This is a genomic window from Bacillota bacterium, from assembly GCA_013314855.1.
Taxonomy (GTDB): domain Bacteria; phylum Bacillota; class Clostridia; order Acetivibrionales; family DUMC01; genus Ch48.
Map to the genome: position 1 here is coordinate 1 of JABUEW010000036.1, position 19,805 is coordinate 19,805.

At 34.1% G+C, this 19,805-nt stretch carries 17 protein-coding genes; 13 read left to right on the top strand and 4 right to left on the bottom strand.

The genetic code is table 11. The features are described from left to right. Positions 1–384 precede the first annotated feature (384 nt). Positions 385–1,077, bottom strand: a complete 693-nt coding sequence (locus HPY74_08165; GenBank protein NSW90634.1) for a PD-(D/E)XK nuclease family protein — start codon at positions 1,075–1,077, stop codon at positions 385–387. Beyond that, entirely contained in the window at positions 1,074–1,754 is a 681-nt protein-coding gene (locus tag HPY74_08170; GenBank protein NSW90635.1) for a hypothetical protein, read from the bottom strand. The genes HPY74_08165 and HPY74_08170 overlap by 4 nt, the downstream gene beginning before the upstream one ends. A 1,267-nt stretch (positions 1,755–3,021) precedes the next feature. Here HPY74_08170 and HPY74_08175 point away from each other — a divergent pair. The 5 genes from HPY74_08175 (at position 3,022) to HPY74_08195 (ending at position 7,913) form a co-directional block, all read left to right on the top strand. After that, positions 3,022–4,851: a DUF4445 domain-containing protein gene (locus HPY74_08175; protein NSW90636.1), complete on the top strand. Its 1,830-nt coding sequence runs from the start codon at positions 3,022–3,024 to the stop codon at positions 4,849–4,851. Between the two features lie 12 nt (positions 4,852–4,863). Then, positions 4,864–5,376, top strand: coding sequence for a hypothetical protein (locus HPY74_08180; GenBank protein NSW90637.1), 513 nt, complete (start codon positions 4,864–4,866; stop codon positions 5,374–5,376). Positions 5,377–5,453: 77 nt separating this feature from the next. Beyond that, complete coding sequence (locus tag HPY74_08185) at positions 5,454–6,032, top strand: 5-formyltetrahydrofolate cyclo-ligase (protein ID NSW90638.1); 579 nt, start codon at positions 5,454–5,456, stop codon at positions 6,030–6,032. Beyond that, positions 6,033–6,986 (top strand): CPBP family intramembrane metalloprotease, encoded by a 954-nt coding sequence (locus HPY74_08190; protein ID NSW90639.1) that lies wholly within the window; start codon positions 6,033–6,035, stop codon positions 6,984–6,986. It abuts the gene before it with no gap. A 45-nt stretch (positions 6,987–7,031) separates the two neighbouring features. Further along, complete coding sequence (locus HPY74_08195; protein ID NSW90640.1) at positions 7,032–7,913, top strand: YegS/Rv2252/BmrU family lipid kinase; 882 nt, start codon at positions 7,032–7,034, stop codon at positions 7,911–7,913. Between the two features lie 14 nt (positions 7,914–7,927). Here the strand turns inward: HPY74_08195 and spoIVA are convergent, their stop codons facing one another. Beyond that, positions 7,928–9,406, bottom strand: a complete 1,479-nt coding sequence (spoIVA, locus tag HPY74_08200) for a stage IV sporulation protein A (GenBank protein NSW90641.1) — start codon at positions 9,404–9,406, stop codon at positions 7,928–7,930. 214 nt (positions 9,407–9,620) lie between these two features. Between spoIVA and HPY74_08205 the strand changes: the two genes are divergently transcribed. From HPY74_08205 to HPY74_08230, 6 genes are all read left to right on the top strand, one after another. After that, positions 9,621–11,384, top strand: coding sequence for a phospho-sugar mutase (locus HPY74_08205; protein NSW90642.1), 1,764 nt, complete (start codon positions 9,621–9,623; stop codon positions 11,382–11,384). A gap of 38 nt (positions 11,385–11,422) precedes the next feature. Further along, positions 11,423–15,028, top strand: a complete 3,606-nt coding sequence (locus HPY74_08210) for a DNA polymerase III subunit alpha (protein NSW90643.1) — start codon at positions 11,423–11,425, stop codon at positions 15,026–15,028. A gap of 67 nt (positions 15,029–15,095) precedes the next feature. Further along, a complete protein-coding gene (gene mtrB / locus HPY74_08215; GenBank protein ID NSW90644.1) occupies positions 15,096–15,329 on the top strand; it encodes a trp RNA-binding attenuation protein MtrB in 234 nt (77 codons plus the stop codon). 22 nt (positions 15,330–15,351) lie between these two features. Further along, on the top strand, positions 15,352–15,549 hold the full coding sequence (locus tag HPY74_08220) for a hypothetical protein (protein NSW90645.1): 198 nt from the start codon (positions 15,352–15,354) through the stop codon (positions 15,547–15,549). 109 nt (positions 15,550–15,658) lie between these two features. After that, positions 15,659–16,072, top strand: a complete 414-nt coding sequence (locus HPY74_08225) for an acyl-CoA thioesterase (GenBank protein ID NSW90646.1) — start codon at positions 15,659–15,661, stop codon at positions 16,070–16,072. Between the two features lie 113 nt (positions 16,073–16,185). Continuing rightward, entirely contained in the window at positions 16,186–16,710 is a 525-nt protein-coding gene (locus HPY74_08230) for a CDP-alcohol phosphatidyltransferase family protein (protein NSW90647.1), read from the top strand. Here the strand turns inward: HPY74_08230 and HPY74_08235 are convergent. Continuing rightward, positions 16,707–18,140, bottom strand: coding sequence for an ATP-binding protein (locus HPY74_08235; GenBank protein NSW90648.1), 1,434 nt, complete (start codon positions 18,138–18,140; stop codon positions 16,707–16,709). The genes HPY74_08230 and HPY74_08235 overlap by 4 nt on opposite strands. Before the next feature lie 130 nt (positions 18,141–18,270). Between HPY74_08235 and HPY74_08240 the strand changes: the two genes are divergently transcribed. Beyond that, the gene (locus tag HPY74_08240; GenBank protein ID NSW90649.1) at positions 18,271–19,164 is read left to right on the top strand and encodes a hypothetical protein; all 894 of its coding nucleotides are present in this window, start codon (positions 18,271–18,273) and stop codon (positions 19,162–19,164) included. Continuing rightward, positions 19,151–19,774, top strand: coding sequence for a J domain-containing protein (locus HPY74_08245; protein ID NSW90650.1), 624 nt, complete (start codon positions 19,151–19,153; stop codon positions 19,772–19,774). Before HPY74_08240 ends, HPY74_08245 begins: the two co-directional genes overlap by 14 nt. Positions 19,775–19,805 lie beyond the last annotated feature (31 nt).

Consider the following 19,805-nt stretch of genomic DNA (forward strand, 5'->3'; position numbering starts at 1 on the left):
AGTTTTGCTTTTTTTTTAAGAAAATAAGTTCTCCCTAGCTTGACAACCTAAATATTGGAAATAATCCCGTGGTTCTTGCAACCTGACTTTTGCAACAAAATAAGATAAAAATAGGCCTCAACTGCTGTATAATAAAGGATTTTGGGCTTTTTATTTTTGTCATAATTATGTAGTGGAAATTTACTTTTTCAATTCTCCCAGCAATTTTTAATGTTACCAAGCGCATGATATTTTCCCGAAATCTATGTCAAATACCTTATGGGTGGTCTTTTTTCCCCAAAAGTAATCTCATATAGTAAATTTTTTTTAATTTTAGATAAGAATGTATTTGAAAGGATTAATCCATTCTACTTTCCTAAAACTTGATAAATCAGAATTTAAGCTTTACTGAATCTCATTAGTATCCAGGTGATCAGGGAATTCCTTGTTTAAATAGTTCTTAAAATCTGTGAGAAATCCCTTAACCTTTTCCGCAGTGCAAATTCTGTAACAATTTTCAAGCCATTCTTTTACCTTTGGATGATAAGGAAAAATGAAAAAGCAGCCTTCCTCCTCAAGGATGCTCCGCTCTTCCTTTGAGAGGCTTGTTTCTTCGGGATACTTGTGATAACCGGGCATATAAATAGTCATACATTTCTGTCCACCACCCAGGTTGGCTATATAATCACGCAGCTGTCCATATTGGTCTCCAACAAATGGTTTATTCTCTATAATAATGTTCCAGTTCGAAGATTGAACAAGGATGTCTATTTTCCTGTTAATACTTGCAATATTCTTTGTGGGAGCTTCATATAATATAGAATAATCGTTAATAGGTTTTGGAATTCTCTTCTGCATTTTTGGAGGAAGTAGTCTTAAAAACTCAATAAAAAATAAATTTTCCTGCCCGTGTTTTCCTTTACAATCAAGCAAATTTCCAATAATATAAGATAGATTCTTTTCATTGACAGGAATATAATCAAAAACATTGAAATCCAAAGCAAGAAAACGATTTAACTGTTTTCTTGTATTAGCTGTGACATTAAGCCTAAAGCTGATGTTTGAGAAAAACTTTTCAAGCGGTAAGGTATATATCATAATTCCTCCTTGATGCTTAAAATATTGTCAAAGATTTCCTCTTTGATTTTAACAAGTTCATCCTTAAACGTATTTATTACCGCATCCTGGTTCTTTATAGCGTTAATAAGGAATTCTTCTGTACGCCAACGACGGTATTGGTAATTTTGATTGTTTGCATATTTCCAGGCATACCACCACTCATTATCCTCTACTTTGGCAGGCAGTATATAACCAAAACATTTTAATTTTTCTAAAACTTTTTCTTTGAAAATTTCTGGATCCATTACCTTCTGTTCTTTTGTTTCTTCTTTTCTTTTCCTCTTCCGTAACCCAAAAAACCAGTTATTTGGACCATTACTCTCATTTTCGAGGGCTATATACAGACCTTTTTCATCCCAGGATTGCCTGCATAAAAGAATACTAAAGTGTTCATTCACGCCTATTTTATCGGGGGATAATGGTACAAAATTACCTTCGTTGTCTTGAATGCCAAGTTCCACTATCCATTCTGGACTTAACAATTCTTTAATTTTTTCCGTTATACCATTCAATATATCCAAGCATATCTTATTTACTATATGGGCGAAATTTATTCCAATATGTATAGCAATTTCCCATTCTTGTTCCCAGCCAGAATATTTTTTGCTTTTTCCTGATTCAAGATAATCCAATATTTCCTGAAATTCATTACTCAACAAATAAAACCACCTTTCAATAATAAAATTATAGGCGTCAGTTTAAACCAGTAAATGCCAGAGTTAGTTGTTTAAACTACCAATATACTACAGTTTAAGTATAACTGTTATTTATGAATTAATCAAGATGTTTACTACCTGGCGGATGTATAAATTATATCTGACACATGTTTTGTAAAACACCCTTTAAATTAACACCTAAAGAACAGTTTTCACATATGTGAATAATATTCCAATAAAAGGGCATAAAATTCCCTACTTTTATATACAATATTTTACATAGAATAATCCTTATACCGCAACCCGTAGTGTCAAAAGTATTGATATACTAATGACCTATAATGCTTTATATAACTTGCTTACGCAAGTATTTTAGCCTTTACCCCCCTGCTTTTACTTCCTATTTTTGTTTTTTTGGGATAGCTTTAGCAGGAGTAGTCGAAATTGTGGAGCTTGTGGGAAAGTGCTTTGAAGTATAGTAATGCTTGCTGAAGGCTGTGGGCAAAATGTGTTTCAAGTTTATTTATCACATTTTGTCCATAGCCTGAAGCTTAGCATTATTTACTGAAAAGTACTTTTCCATCAAATCCACAATTTTTGGTTCTTATTTAGGAATTTTATTAGAGGTGACGGTGGTCCTCAATATTTTGGTATAATTAATTTAGAATTATAAAATCCAAAATAGAAAGCGAGGAAACCTAATGCTATTATACCATATTTGCTTAAGCTAATAAAATCCCTAAATAAATTTCTTTTCAAAGTCCAATGTTTTCTTGTAAACAGATATATGGACAACTCTCCTTCCGATAACCCTGTTTCTCAGAAATACCGTGCTTTAAAGATCGATGAAATGGTGGGTATGGCGCATTTTCTATGTATGATCCATATAATGACAGAAACATTGCGCAAGGCCTCGTAGAGACTGTTAATCCGACGAGGGATAAGCAAATCAACTGTATGAGCAAAATAATTACATTGATGTGTTATTAAATTTTATTCAAATTATTTTGTGAGTTTGATTTGCCCCGAAGTGAATTTACAGGCTCTAGAGGCCTGAAGCACTGTTTCTGGAATATAATGGGTCATGGGAAGAAAATGCGCCCGGTGGGTATTGACAATAAGATGATGTTATTTGATAATACTACTATAAGATTTTAATCAATTTTACCTGGCACCGAGCTATAGATTGAGCCATGTAACATTGAGCTGGGTAGAATAAAAATATTTTACAATAATTTAGTTGAATTGAAGAGGGGCTAAGCTGATGATGTATACTGTGAGGGTACATACTAACGGGAAAATGCGGGAATTTAATGTAATACCAGGTAAAAATTTACTGGATTTTTTGCGAGATAATTCTATAGATATATCTACACCTTGCGGGGGAAAAGGGACTTGCGGGAAGTGCCGGATTAGAGTAAAGGGACTTTTAGAATTGCCTTCGGAGAAAGAAAAGGTTCTTCTCGGGAATAAAGCCTTGACTGATGGTTACAGATTAGCATGCTATAACAAAATTGAATCTGATATTGAAATATACTTGGACAGTGACGATGAAAATAAAGACGCAAACATTGTCACCTCTGGGCTGGAGAAAGTAATAAAGGTTAGGCCCATTGTTATAAAAAAATATGTAGAGATGCCTATACCTGACATATCAGACCAGAGACCCGATACTGATAGAGTTATTGATGCCTTTGGCGGTAATATAGAATTGACTTCTATAGAGTTAATTAGAAAGCTTCCTGAATTAATAAGGAAACAAGGATACAAAGTAACAATTATTGGCAATGAAAATGAGATTATTGGGATTGAGCCTGGAAATACTTCAAATAAACTATACGGTATGGCCGTTGATATAGGCACAACTACAATTGCTGCGTATTTATATGACTTAAACAATGGCAAAAGAATGGATGTATATTCAACGCTGAATCCGCAAAGGAAATTTGGGGCAGATGTTTTATCACGCATAGACTATGCTAGTAATTCAGAAGCATCTCAAAATAACATACATAGAGAAATTATTGGCTGTATAAACCATATCATAGAGACATTTTCACAAAACAATGGCATTGAAAGCAGTGATATATATATTGCTGTATTTGTGGGCAATACAACAATGATACACTTCTTGATGGATTTATCTGCAAAGAACATTGCCCTGTCACCTTTTATACCTGTTACTACAAGCATTTACAATATAAAGTCGACAGAGCTTAACATTAAAATAAATCAAAGAGGCATGATCGTCATATTTCCTTCAGTTTCTGCATATATTGGTGCTGATACTGTTGCCGGTGTACTTTCTACAGGAATGCATGAAAAGGATGAAATATCATTACTGGTAGATATTGGTACAAATGGGGAAATTGTTTTAGGAAATAAAGACTGGATGTATTCATGTTCTACTGCAGCAGGCCCTGCCTTCGAAGGGGCAAATATACGAAATGGGATAGGTGGAATTAGAGGTGCTATAGATAGGGTTTTTTTCGAAGATAAATTAAGGTATACTACAATCGGTAATGGAAAGCCTATAGGGATATGTGGGTCAGGTATTGTGGACGTAATCGCAGGAATGCTTGAGAATGGCATTATAGACGAGACGGGCAGGATTATTGATATTGATGAATTATCTGACTTAGAAAAGGATTATAAGACAAGATTGGCGAAGATTGACGGATTAAATTCATTTATTTTGGCAAAGGGTGAGGATAGCTTTTCCTATAATGAGATTGCCATTACACAAAAAGATGTAAGAGAGTTGCAAAATGCGAAGGCAGCTATAGCTGCAGGTATAAAAGTATTAATAAAAAAAGCAGGGATAAGGGCTGATGATATAAGCAAAGTTTATTTGGCAGGAGGATTCGGAAATTATATAAATATTAAAAGCGCATTAAAAATTGGTCTAATACCTGCAGAATTAAAGGAAGAAAAAATAGAATCTGTTGGAAATGCTGCGGGTTCAGGAGCCATCTTAGGCCTTCTATCGGTTAAAAAATTAGAAGAAACTATTAAAATAAAAAATATGATAAAATACATAGAGTTATCTGCATCAAAAGAATTTGTTGATGAATATGTCAATTCTATGTTTTTTTAGGGAGGAATTTAATTGTACCGTGACAAGAAAAGATGTGAGTATTGCGGAGAAGAAATCTACGCAAGCGTACGAAGATGTCCTTTTTGCGGGAGTCTTCTTCAAATTGAAAAATGCTGGGATGTTCAAGAGATATCCCGGGAGAGCTTCAAAATATATCCGGAAGTAAATGTGCCGGATACAGGTACGGATAGCATCAATACCGGGGATACCAATAGTGAAAAGATTAATAACCAAGAGACAGGTTTTATCCTGGTGGGCGAACCATATAAGAAAGAAGAAAGCGTTGCAATTGGTACAAATCCTTTAAGTAATGGCCTTAAAGTATTCTTAACTATAATTTCGACAATTATACCCGGTTTTGGACAATTATTAGGAATAATAACTGCCATTTTTTTTATGAATTCAGAAGAAGATCCCGACAGGCGTTCTTTTGGCCTTGCCTTGCTCATAGCTTCTTTGCTAATGTTTACTTTTACATGCCTGTTTTGTTTTATTGTTATACTAATTGCGAGTAAAATCAGTTGACAGACTTTCTGACTACGTTGGGCCTGGTTGTTTATATGATAATAGCCCGTATTCGTGGTTAGAAGGAGGTAGGTATGATTTATGGTAAAAAACTTATAAGGCAAGAAATATTAAACTTAAGGGGCTCTTTAAGTAGCGAAGAAGTAAATAAAAAAAGCAGGATGATTTTTAATAAGCTTATGACAATGGAAATTTACTGCAACAGTAAAATTATAATGTGTTATATGGATTTTAAAAATGAAGTTAAGACAGAGGGGTTTATAAAGACAAGTTTGCAAAAAGAGAAAAGGATTGCAGTACCATTAATAGACACGGATATGAACGGCAAAAAAGGTATAGTGCCATGTGAGATTTATAATATGGATTATGAATTGGAAAAAGGCATACTTGGAATTCTCGAACCTAAAAAAGAATTTAAAAGAGTATTAAATCCGGAAGATATTGATCTGGTAATAGTCCCCGGTATTGCATTTGACCTTCGAAAAAACAGGATTGGTTATGGAGCTGGATATTATGATAGGTTTTTAACAAGTATCAGGAGAGATTGCTTAAAAATAGGAGTAGCTTTTGAGTTGCAAATAGTAAATGAAATAACTGCTGAAGCTCATGATGTTCCCCTTGACATGATTATTACGGAGAAGAGAGTGATTAAATAAATGAAAAGAAAAGTAACTCTAACGGGTGCTAACTTGGTTTTCTTTACCTTTGCCTCATTGTTTGCCTTTTCCCAATTTATTTTGTTAATAATAATTATTATTATAAGTACTGTTTTCGGCGAGTTTTATGCCAGAGATTTTCTAATAAGAAATATATATTTATTAACTTTTATAAATGAATTTATTATTATACTTATACCAGTGTTGATTTATGCTTTTGTTAAAAAATTAAATTTTAAAGAAGTATTCAGATTTAAAAAGCTTAAGTTTATACCGTCTTTGCTCATAATAGTTATGTCTGTTCCCGCATATTTTGTCGCTCTTATGCTAAATAGTACGGTTGTCTATTTTTTGCAATTTTTAGGGGATATACCGGTACAGCTCATCCCAACTCCTAAAAATTTGCCTGAACTTTTGGCGGGAATTTTCTTTATTGCTGTGACTCCTGGAATATGTGAGGAAATGATGCACAGGGGTTTGCTATTAACTGCTTATGAAAAGAGAGGTACAGTAAAGGCGTTAGTTATAACATCCTTATTTTTCGGGATTTTTCATTTTGATATAACGAACCTGTTAGGCCCGGTGTTTTTGGGGTTTGTTATCGGATATTATGTAGTACGTACCGATTCCATATTTGCCGGTATGCTGGCCCATTTTCTAAATAATACCATTGCTGAACTTATTCAGTATTTCACGAGTTCTGATAGAGAACCTGAAAAAATTGTTATAACAAGCCAGGAAATGCTATCAATTATCCTTTATGGCATTGTAAGTATAATAATATTAGGGTTTTTTATGCTGCTTTTTAAGAAATTCACAGAAGGGAAATATATATATAAACCCCCAATCAGTAATATTAAAGTCGACTTTATATCTATAATTTCACATTGGCCTATAACATTGATAATTCTATTATATATTTTCATGACCTTTATTTATTTAATAACTTTATAGGATATGATATAATAATTGATAACAAACTTAAATGGAGGCCTGACCATGGAAAAAGCAATATTAGTATATAACCCGTTATCAGGTCAAAGAAGTGTACCCTACAAAATTGACCATATTATAGGTCGTTTTATGGATAATGATATATTAATACAACCTTTCAGAACATACAATATTGAAGAAGATAAATTGCTTGACATATTAAATAATGGAAATTATTCTCGTGTCATTATTTCAGGCGGTGACGGTACAATTAATACTGTGGTTAATATTATGCTTAAGAATAATATTAATTTACCCATAGGAATAATACCGTCGGGTACTTGTAATGATTTTGCAAGATGTTTGAGAATACCTTCAAATTTGGACAAGTGTCTGGATATAGTCCTTTCAGGGAAAACAATAAAAATCGATGTAGGCATTGTTAACGGTGAGAAATATTTTCTTAACACTTGCGCAGGAGGAATACTTGTAGATGTATCCTTCAGTACCAGTGGAGAACTGAAAAAGAACATAGGCCCTCTGGCATATTACTTGAGAGCCCTTGGCGAAATGGCCAATATCAGGCCTTTTAACTTGAAATTGACAGCAAATGGTCAAAATATAGATGTTGATGCATTAATGTTTATTATACTAAACGGAAGACATGCAGCAGGCTTTAATAATATTGCAGGGACTGCAGACCTGACTGACGGTCTTATGGATATAATAATAATTAAAAACTGTTGGCATATTGATGTGGCCGGTATCCTTTTAAAAGTACTGGCTAATGACCTTTTGAGCCACAAAAGCATAATTAGCCTTAAGGCAAAATTTTGTGTTATTGAAGGGGACAGTAATGTTGCATTAACATTGGATGGCGAAAAAGGTCCCGGTCTTCCAATATCAGTGGAGTTTATTAATAAACACTTGAGTGTATTTGTAAGGTAGGGAAAGAAGCGGGCTTACAAAATAATGCATATAAGTCCGCCGCTTCCTTCATTTATTATTCTTTGCAATGTCTCCTGCAGTTTTAATTGTGAATCTTCCGGCATACGGCTAAGTTTATTGTACAATCCTTCAGTTACCAAATCATGCAATGATTTGCCAAAGATATTGGAATTCCATATTTTCCCCGGCTCATTTTCAAATTCTTTAAGGAGATAATCTACCAGCTCTTCCGATTGTTTTTCACTTCCCACCAATGGTGCAATTTCTGTCTCTATGTCAGCCTTAATCATATGCACGCTGGGTGCGCTGGCTCTTAACCTTACGCCGAATCTATTACCCTGTTTTATTATTTCCGGTTCTTCCAAAGAAAGCTCTTCTATTTGTGGCATTACTATACCATACCCTTTAACTTTTACTTCATGTAGGGCATATTCAACCCTTTCATATTCTTTTTTAATTCTTGCAAGGTCTTTCATCAGGCTTACAAGTCTACGATCACCTTCTATTTCAAGTCCGGTCAATTCACTTAGAATCCGGTAAAATAGTTCATCGGGGGTAGAGAGCTCCATAGATACATTTCCAACACCCAAATCGATTTTTTCAATGTAAGCCTTCTTAATAAATTCAAGTCCGCTAAATTTTGCAACTGCATCTTTGACTTCACGTATCTTTTTGACATTCTTAAGCGCTTCTTTTATAGAATCCATAAATTTAATCCTGAGCCAATGGTTACTATCAAGGGCATCAACCCATTCCGGAAGGTTTATACCAATCTCGCATATCGGAAATTCAAACAGGACTTTTTCCATAATATTATTTATATCTTCTATCCTCATCTGGGCAACATTAACATTTACCACCGGGACCAAATATTTTTCTTCAAGCTCTTCTTTAAGTTTAAGTGTCTCATTTGCAAAGGGTCTTGTAGAATTCAATATAATTATAAAGGGTTTATTTATAGACTTAAGTTCATTTACTACCCGTTTTTCTGCTTCAACATATTCTTCCCGTTGAATTTCAGTTATACTGCCATCTGTAGTAACGAGCAACCCTATAGTGGAATGGTCGTTTATTACCTTTCTTGTACCTAATTCCGCTGCTTCTTCAAAGGGTATTTGGTGATCAAACCAAGGTGTTGATACCATCCTGGGGGCATTATTCTCTAAATAGCCCAATGCTCCTTTTACAAGATATCCAACACAGTCTACCAGCCTGACTTTTAATTGGGCGTTTTCATCCAATACAATTTTTATTGCTTCATTTGGCACAAACTTAGGCTCAGTAGTCATTATAGTTCTACCTGTTGCACTTTGGGGCAATTCATCTTTCGCTCTTTCTCTATCATATTCATTTTCAATATTGGGTATAACAAGTAAATCCATAAAACGTTTAATAAAAGTTGATTTTCCGGTCCTGACAGGACCTACTACTCCTATGTAAATATCTCCTTGAGTTCTTTCTGCAATTTGCCTGTATATATTATAATTATCCACATGCAGCCCCCCTATTAAATTAATTCTTAATTAAAAAGATTGTACTTGCACCATTATCATTATTAATATATGTCCTTATATTAGACTAATATTACAAAAACATATTAATATTTGGATAATTATTACTTGTTATGCTATACTATTATCAGATTCAAATATGAAAGTACAGAAAAAGGATGCGTTTTGCATATGGCATTTAGAATGGAGGTAGCATATGGAGGCATATAAAAACTATCAAGTGTGGCTTGAAAGCGAATACTTTGATGAGGAAATTAAAAATGAACTGATAAATATCAAAGATAATAGAGAAGAGATTGAAGACAGGTTTTACAAAGAACTTGAGTTTGGTACTGCAGGCTTGAGAGGAATAATTGGGGCAGGTACCAATAGGATGAATAAATATGTTATTAGAAAGGTATCCCAGGGTATAGCAGATTATATTAACAGCAAAAGTAATAGTGCGGAAGACAAAGGAGAGGTAAGAGTGGTAATTGCTTACGATTCACGATATAAATCTCCTGAATTTGCCATTGAAGCTGCTCAAGTGTTTGCCGGAAATGGGATAAAAACCTACCTTTTTGATGAACTAAGGCCGGTACCGGTTCTGTCTTTTTCAATCAGATATTTAGAAGCTGCTGGAGGTATTGCGATAACCGCAAGTCATAATCCCAAAAATTATAATGGGTATAAGGTTTATGGGGAAGATGGTGCACAACTTTTACCTGATGAATCTGACGCCGCATTAAAATTTATTGAAAATGTGAAAGACTTTTCCCAGATTAAGATAATGGAGATGGATAAAGCTTTACAGGAAGGGCTTATAACGATAATTGGCAAGGAAATTGACGATGCATATGTAGAGGTATTGAAAAGCTACTGTATTAATCCGGATTTAATAAAAAAAGAAGGGGATACATTTAAAATAGTTTATACACCCTTGAACGGTTCAGGGAATAAGTTTGTCCGAAGAATACTGAATGAAATAGGCTTTAAAAATGTTATAGTTGTCAAAGAGCAGGAAAATCCTGATCCGGAATTTCCCACAGTAAAAACTCCAAATCCGGAGGATAAAAGTGTATTTGAATTGGCTCTTAAAATAGCAAAGAAGGAGAATGCGGACCTGATTATTGGTACCGACCCTGATAGTGATAGAGTAGGTATAAAGGTGAAAAACAGGAACGGATCCTATGTATTTTTAACAGGTAACCAAATAGGGTGTCTTATGCTAGAATATATTCTTTCTCAAAAAAGTCTAAAAAGAGCTTTGCCCAATAAAGGATTTATAGTGAAAACTATTGTTTCTACAAAACTTGCAAATCTGATTGCTGAAAAATATAATATTGAAGTAGAGGAGGTTCTAACAGGCTTTAAATTTATTGGAGAAAAAATAAGAGTTCTGGATGAATTTGGCGATAAAAAGTATTTATTCGGCTTTGAAGAAAGTTATGGATATTTAATAGGGACGTATGCCAGGGATAAAGATGCAGTATCGGCATCCATGATGATTGCTGAAATGGGAGCATATTATAAATCAAAGGGAATGTTATTATTGGACGCTCTCGAGAAACTGTATGAAAAATATGGTTATGCAGCAGAGGATGTTGTATCATTTACTCTTGAAGGTAAAGAGGGCCTGGCAAAAATAAAGGCTATTATGCAAAAGCTGAGAGAAGATAAAAATATGGCAATTGGCGGTTATACAATTGTATCTATATCGGATTATCTTTCAGGAGAAAAGTATAATCGGTTAACGGGTGAAAAGGAGAAGCTTTTTCTGCCCCCATCTGATGTAATCTACTATGAGTTAACGGATGGGTCAAAATTAACAGGAAAGACATGGTTTTGCATAAGGCCATCAGGTACCGAGCCAAAAATAAAAGTGTATTCGGAAACTTTCGGTAATAATATGAAAGAGGCAAAAGATAAACTCAATGACTTGAAAGAGAAAGTTTTAAATATATTAAAAAGCAAGATTTGATTATTTGAGAGGTTGATTATTTGAGAGGTTGATTATCTGTGAGGGATTTTGTACATTTGCATGTCCATACCGAGTATAGCCTTCTTGACGGTGCTATAAGAATTAAGGACTTAATAAAAAGCACAAAAGAGTTAGGGATGAAGAGTATTGCCATAACCGACCACGGTGTTATGTATGGAGTTATTGATTTCTACAAAGAGGCAAAAGAGAATGGAATTAAACCTATACTAGGATGTGAAGTATATACTGCCCGGAGAAGCAGATTTGACAAGGAAACAAATGTGGATTCAGAACAGGGCCACCTTGTACTTCTTGCTGAAAATAATACAGGATATAAAAACCTTATGAAAATTGTTTCTACCGGTTTTATAGAAGGATATTACTATAAACCGAGAATCGATATGGAAATTCTGAAAAAATACAGTGAAGGATTAATTGGCTTAAGTGCATGTCTTTCCGGGGATATTCCTATGGCTATACTTAATGGAAATTATGAAAAGGCAAAATCCATTGCATTACTATACGATACCATTTTGGGGAGGAATAATTTTTTCCTTGAACTCCAGTTTAACAATATCCCGGACCAGAACCTGGCAAATCAGGGCTTGATAAAATTAAGCAAAGAAACAGGAATACCTTTAATAGCCACAAACGATGTCCATTATTTAAGACGGGAAGATGCCAGAGCTCACGACATACTTCTTTGTATTCAAACAGCCAAAAAAGTAAATGATGAAGATAGAATGAAGTTTAACACGGATGAAGTTTATTTAAAGACTGCCGAAGAAATGTGGGAGTCTTTCAAGGGTATCCCGGAAGCCTTGGAAAATACCATTAAAATCTCTCAACGCTGCAATGTTGAAATTGAGTTTAACAAGTTGCATCTGCCCGAGTACAAGGTGCCGGACAACCAGGACAATTTTACGTTTTTGAAAAACTTATGTTACGAAGGTTTAAAAAACAAGTACGGTGAAAATATAAGCAGGGAAAAAGAGGAAAGGTTGGATTATGAATTATCTATTATAAGGCAGATGGGATATGTTGATTATTTTCTGATTGTCTGGGATTTTATTAAATATGCAAAAGACAAAGGGATAATGGTGGGCCCGGGGAGGGGCTCAGGAGCAGGAAGCCTTGCTGCCTATTGTTTGGGCATAACTAATATTGATCCCTTGAAATATAACCTGCTTTTTGAAAGATTCTTAAACCCTGAAAGGATAAGTATGCCTGATTTTGATGTTGATTTTTGTTATGAACGCAGGCAGGAGGTTATAGATTATGTAGTTAAGAAATATGGTGAAGATAGGGTAGCGCAGATAATAACCTTTGGTACAATGGCTGCCAGAGCGGTGATAAGGGATGTCGGAAGAGCCCTGGATATATCTTACGCTGAAGTGGATGCAATAGCAAAAATGATACCTTTTCAACTTGGGATGACCATTGATAAGGCCCTTGAGCTGAATCCCGAACTAAAAGGGCTTTATAATAGTGATATGAGGGTTAAGGAACTTATAGATACTTCAAGGTTGTTTGAAGGCATGCCAAGACACGCATCAACACATGCAGCGGGAGTTGTAATTTCAAAAGAACCTGTTGTAGAATATGTGCCCCTTCAAAGAAACGAGGATAGCATAACTACACAATTTACTATGGGAGTACTTGAAGAGCTAGGCCTTTTGAAAATGGATTTTCTAGGGCTAAGAACACTCACTGTATTAAGAGATGCTGCCTCATTGATTGAAAAGGCATACGGTGTCAAAATTGATTTTGATAACATGGAAATGGATGATAGTGAAGTCTATAAGATGATTAGTGAAGGTAAAACAGCTGGAGTATTCCAGTTGGAAAGTCCAGGGATGACCCAGTTTATGAAGGAACTAAAACCAACATGCCTTGAAGATATTATTGCTGGCATATCCCTTTACAGGCCGGGGCCAATGGAACAAATCCCGCGGTATATAAGAAATAAAAATAATCCTGAATATATTAAATATGACCACCCGTTGTTGGAAGACATACTGAACGTAACTTATGGGTGTATGGTATACCAGGAACAGGTAATGCAAATTGTACGTCAACTTGCCGGTTATTCAATGGGCAGGGCCGACCTTGTAAGAAGGGCAATGGCAAAGAAAAAAGCAGATATAATGAAAGAAGAGAGACAAAAATTCATTTACGGCCTTACAGATAATAATGGTAATATTATAATAAAAGGCGCTGTCAGGAATGGTGTTGATGAAGCAACGGCAAATAAAATATTTGACGAAATGATGGACTTTGCGAGCTATGCCTTCAATAAGTCTCACGCTGCAGCATATGCAGTAATCGCATATCAGACTGCATGGCTTAAACGTTATTATCCCGTTGAGTTTATGGCAGCGCTCCTAAATAGTTTTCTTGGAAGTACAGACAAGGTTTCCAGGTATGTTAATGAGTGTAAATTAATGGATATAGAGGTGCTTCCTCCGGATATAAACGAAAGTGATGTCAAGTTTGATGTAGTAAAGGGTAAAATCAGGTTCGGAATGGCTGCAGTGAAGAATGTTGGAGAAAATGCAGCAAGGGAAATTATAAAGGAAAGGGAAAGAGGAGGTAATTTTAGAAATTTCAGGGATTTTTGTGAAAGGATAGCCGGTAGGGATATTAATAAAAAGTGTGTTGAGAGCCTTATAAAATGTGGAGCTTTTGATTCTTTGGGAGTATATAGGTCAAAACTAATGGGCTCTTATGAAAAAATGATGGACGGCATACAAGAAACAAAAAGAAAAAACTTAAAAGGACAGATATCTATCTTTGACATTTCTGTAAATGTTGAGAAGACAAAAAGGGATGAGGATATTTACCCCGACGTAAAAGAATACCCTTCAAATATACTCCTGGCCATGGAAAAGGAAATGCTGGGCCTTTATGTATCAGGACATCCTCTTGAAGAATTTAGGGAAGAAATTATTTCTAACACTACATTGAGCAGTATGGATTTAAAAACCGGGGGCGTGGAAGTTGGTGAAGAATTAAGCATGGACGAAGACGAAGATAAGTTATTAAGTGACGGTAGATGGGTTATAGTAGGGGGTATAATTACCGAGAAAAAAATTAAAGCTACAAGAAACGATAACCTGATGGCATTTGTAACTCTTGAGGACCTATACGGAACAATGGAGATTATTGTTTTTCCACAGGTATTAAACAAGTACCAGGAACTATTAACACGGGAAAACATTGTAATAATAAAAGGCAAGTTAAGTATAAGAGAAGACGAAGAACCAAAAATTATCTGTGATGAAGTAGAACCAATTAACCGGTTAAAGGCTACTGCAAATCATAGCATTGATGGTATAAACATAAATCCTAAGAGTAATTTGGAAAATATAAATAGCAATATTGAAAACGGTAGGTCAGAAAAGAAAAACAGCAAACTTTATATAAAGATAACCAAGGATATAACCGGAAAGAAAAACGGAGAATGGATGAAGTCAACTCTTTCTTTACTGGAATTTTTCAGAGGGAAAACTCCTGTATATTTTTATTATCCCGATGAAAAAAAGGTTAAAATAGCTGAGCAGAAGTACTGGGTAACTCCTAGCAGTGTTCTTATATCAGAACTTGAGGAACGTTTTGGAAGAGATAATGTTAAGCTGGTTTAACAGTTTGTGAGAATTATATATTGATTTTTAGCATGAAATAATATATAGTTATGTCGAGGTGGTATTTTTGTATAATGGAAAAGATGATATATATGGTGAATATGTAGCAATAAAAGCCCTTGAAAATGGTGTGAATATAATCGGCCTTACACGAGGAAAAGATACAAAGTTCCATCATACGGAAAAGCTCGATAAAGGTGAAGTTTTATTGGCTCAGTTTACGGAAAATACTTCGGCAATAAAGGTAAGAGGTAAAGCGATAATTTATTGCCGTCATGGAGAAATTCATTCTGGGGATTAATAATAAAGGGGCGTGTAAGAATATGTGGACAGTTGTATATATGGCACAAAGCAAGGAAATTGCAACAAACCTGCAGGAATTGCTTGCGAAGGAAGGGATTCTTGTAAAATTACGACCAGTAAGCAAAAATCAGGAAAACATTAATGATTATTTTGAGGTTTTAGTACCTGAAGCTGAAGTAGAAGAGGCCCACAGTATAATTATTGAAAAAGGATTTTAGTTTTAATAGAAATTACCGATAGCCTATTTTAAGGATCCCGTGTTGGAAATAAAAGCACGGGTTTATATTTTATACCTTACCAATTTTGTTTAATTTAGAGGATGATATTATGCTTATATCAGAGACCAGATTAGTAGTAAGATATGCTGAAACCGATAGGATGGGTATAGTGCATCATTCAAATTATCCTATATGGTTTGAAGCGGGTAGAACTGACTTTATAAAAAAACTGGGTATCTCATATTCGTATATAGAAGAAAAAGGTATATTTCTTCCTTTAATTGAGTTGAAATGCTTTTACAAGGGTGCTGCAAAATATGAAGATGAAATTAAAGTATTAACCCGTTTGAAAAAATTAACTTATAGCAGGATCATATTTCATTATGAAATACTAAAAAATATGGAAATTAAACCCATAACTGCCGGTGAAACAATCCATGTATGGACAAATACCAATTTGAAGCCTATTAATATTTACAAGCATTTTCCGGATATATATAAATTATTAAGTGATGCATTATAAACGATTAATAACACAATTATGGATTGTTTATTATAAATATTATAGTAATATCATAAATTTATAAATAAAAAGTAATAGCAACAAAACAAATTTATATGTCAGGCGGTGGATGAGTGAATATACCAAACATACTTACTACCATAAGATTTTTTCTAATACCTATTTTTGGTTATTTTCTATATGAAGGTCAGTACATTTGGTCGGTCATAGTTTTAACAATATCAGGATTGACTGATATTTTAGATGGATTCATTGCCAGGAAATTTAATATGGTGACATCCTGGGGTAAATTAGCAGACCCATTAGCCGATAAACTTATGCAGTTGACAGCCCTAATACTACTTTCCGCTAAAAATAAAATACCTTTAATAATTGTAATTATATTTATATTAAAAGAGTTAATGATGGTTATAGGAAGTTATCTTTTATATAAGCAGGATAAAGTGGTGGTCTCAGCAAATTGGTATGGAAAGATGGCTACAGTAATTATTTATTTTGCTGTAATATTAATTATGTTCAATGTACCATATGGTATAATACTTGCTATAATTGCAGTAGCTGCCGCATTGTTTTCCTTCTTTATGTATATATCAAACTTTTTAAAGATAAAAGCAGGCAGACAGAAAGAAAGAGACTAGCATGACAGGTGTCCTTGCAGCCAATCTACAAATTGGCGGGCAGTTCTTGGTGACCGGCCGTTATACCATAGTTCCCATTTTAGAGCTTCTTTATGCAATAAATCTTTATCAATTACCAAACCGCGTTGTCTTGCAATTCCTTCTACAATATCAAGATATTTTTGCCTGTCAGGCGTAGAAAAGACAACTGTAATTCCAAACCTGTCAGAAAGAGAAAGCTTTTCCTGCATTGTATCTACTGCCCTGACCTCATCATCTTTAAAGGAAGATTGAAGTCCTATCCTGTCACTAAATTTTTCTTTTATTAAATGTCTTCTGTTAGATGTTGCATATATTAAAACATTACTGGGTTTGCTTTCAAGACTTCCTTCTAGGGCAGCTTTAAGTGCCGTGTAATTTTCTGTGCTATCTTCAAATGAAAGATCATCTATAAAAATAATAAATTTGTTTTTTCTTCCTTTTAAGAGCCTTATAATTTGGGGGAAATCAGCAATATAGTTTTTAGGAATTTCAATCATACGGAGGCCTTTTTCATAATATTCATTTAATATAGCTTTTACTGTCGAAGATTTTCCAGTTCCTCTATCTCCATATAACAACACATTATTAGCAGGAAAGCCTTTTAAAAACTGCAGTGTATTATTAATTACTTCCATGCGTTCTTCATTGTATCCGATAAGTTCGGATAAAGTAATAGGGTCAGGATTTTCTATACCCCTGAGATAGCCAAAATTATTTTTATATTCCCAGATAAAAGCTCTATAACGGGCAAATATTCCACAACCAACAGTTGCGTGAAAGTGTGCAAGGTCTTCAATGCACTTTGACCAGTCTTCATTCAGATAGAATTTATTTCTTATAGTTTCAAGCTGGCTGTTACAATTGGAAACATATGTAGCTGTTGATTTAGTCCCTAATGTAGTCATTGGCGTAGTTTCTAGTTTATTATCCCATGAGGGTAGATTTTCAACTATTGGTTTTTCAAATTCTGAAATATTGCAATATTTTAGGATACATTCCTTCATTATTTGTGAGGATAAATTTGATACCAGTTGAAGCTTGGAAAGGTCATTTTTTACAGCATCAACAATATTATAGTTAATATTTTTAAAAATATTTGCTTCTGCATCCCTTGAAAAAGCATTTTCATCATAGATAATTCTATCTATAATGTAATCTTTCAAATTTTTGTAGTTTTTTTCAAGCAGGTGAAAGTAAAAACCGTTGTACAAATTTATAAAGGTTTCAAGACCTGTATCGGAATGTCTAATATTATTCATAAAATAAGCATTGCTTACAATTGAATGTGTATGGCTAATAAGTAAATTCAGCCTGCTTATTACATTATCTTCCAATATACCTCTATAAATCGATAAGGAATTTAAGGCAAGTTTTGTTTTATATATGTAGTTATCTATTCTTTTTATCATAATTTATAAACTTTCTCCTTTTATGTTGTTATTGTAAATTTGTAGATTGTTATAGTATATTATATATAAAGAATATGAAAAGATAAATAAGATTTTACTTGTTAGATTTTTTAAGTAAAGGATGATATGGTTGTTTGGCTATATTACGCCGGATAAACCGGAATTAAAGATAAAAGAATATGAGTTATTTAATGCCTTTTATTGCGGAATTTGTAAATCAATAGGGAGAAGGTATGGAAATATTCCACGCCTTACGTTAAAATATGATTCTGCTTTTCTTGCTATTTTATTATATTCATTAACAGATGGCCAACTTAAGGTTAATAGGGAGAAATGTATAGTTCATCCTATTAAAAACAGGCATGTAATTTTAAAAAATGATATAATTGATTATGCAGCAGATATTAATTTAATACTTTCATATTTTAATATGGAAGATAATAATAGAGATGAAGGTTCAATTTCTGCAAAATTAGGAATAGTTTTTTTGAGGCCAATATATAAAAAATTAAGAAAGAAATATCAAGAAAAGTGTGATATAATTGAAGGAAGGTTAAAGGAATTAACTGATCTTGAGGAAAAAGGTTGCGCTTCCATGGATATGGCGGCAGAACCTTTTGCTAAGATAATGGAAGAAGTAATAGCATATAAACCTCTGTGTAAAGATGAAAAGACAGAAAAGATTTTACGCTGGATGGGCTATAATTTAGGAAAATGGATTTATCTGCTGGATGCATTTGACGATATGGAAGAAGATGCAAAAAATAGCAGGTACAATCCCTTATTGGGACGAGTAGACGGTAAATTGAAAGAAATAACACATATACTCAAATTGAAAGACAAATTAAGGGATAGGGTCGAATTTAATTTAATATATTCTTTAAACCAGATTGGAAAAGCTTATGAGCTTCTTGATAAAAAAAATGTTAAAGGGCTTTTAGAAAACATCATTTATATAGGAATGTTAAAAAAAACAGAAAAAATTTTAGGAACGAGGAGTTGTAACGAAGTTGAATCCATATGAGGTATTAGGTGTAAAAGAAGGGGCCAGTGAGGAAGAGATAAAAAAAGCTTACCGGGAGCTGGTGAAGAAATATCATCCCGACCAGTATAGAGATAATCCTTTGGCTAAACTGGCAGAAGAAAAGTTAAGAGAAATAAACGAAGCATATGAATATCTGATGAAGCAGGGTTCTTCAAAGTCGGGCAGAACTTACCGGAATTACAAGGATAGTAGTTATAGTACCAGGGATAATAATTACTATAGCAGGAATATTTATAATAATGTGCGTGTTCATATTAATAATGGAAATATACGCATGGCGGAAGAAATACTGGATGATATAGCCAATCGGGATGCCGAGTGGTATTATTTGAAAGGATTGGTTTTTCTAAGAAAAGGTTGGCATGATGATGCATATACCTATATTCAGACTGCTATTAATATGGATCCGGGCAATATTGAATACAGGGAAGTTTTAAATAGAATGAACATGGCCTACAGGAATTATAGGGCCGGCGGTTACCGTCAAGGCCATAGTAACGATATTGACCTTTGTACTTTTTGTCAATGCCTATGGTGTTCCGATTGTTGTTGTGAATGTATGGGTGGAGATTTAATCCCATGTTGTTAAATTAACATTATGTCTTTTAAATACATTCATA

What these genes read in the sequence shown, in the direction of transcription:
- HPY74_08195 (NSW90640.1), top strand. Translation starts at nt 7,032, where the DNA reads ATGGAAAAAGCAATATTAGTATATAACCCGTTATCAGGTCAAAGAAGT.
- HPY74_08235 (NSW90648.1), bottom strand. Translation starts at nt 18,140, where the DNA reads ATGATAAAAAGAATAGATAACTACATATATAAAACAAAACTTGCCTTA.
- HPY74_08220 (NSW90645.1), top strand. Translation starts at nt 15,352, where the DNA reads ATGTGGACAGTTGTATATATGGCACAAAGCAAGGAAATTGCAACAAAC.
- HPY74_08165 (NSW90634.1), bottom strand. Translation starts at nt 1,077, where the DNA reads ATGATATATACCTTACCGCTTGAAAAGTTTTTCTCAAACATCAGCTTT.
- HPY74_08225 (NSW90646.1), top strand. Translation starts at nt 15,659, where the DNA reads ATGCTTATATCAGAGACCAGATTAGTAGTAAGATATGCTGAAACCGAT.
- HPY74_08205 (NSW90642.1), top strand. Translation starts at nt 9,621, where the DNA reads ATGGAGGCATATAAAAACTATCAAGTGTGGCTTGAAAGCGAATACTTT.
- HPY74_08190 (NSW90639.1), top strand. Translation starts at nt 6,033, where the DNA reads ATGAAAAGAAAAGTAACTCTAACGGGTGCTAACTTGGTTTTCTTTACC.
- HPY74_08175 (NSW90636.1), top strand. Translation starts at nt 3,022, where the DNA reads ATGTATACTGTGAGGGTACATACTAACGGGAAAATGCGGGAATTTAAT.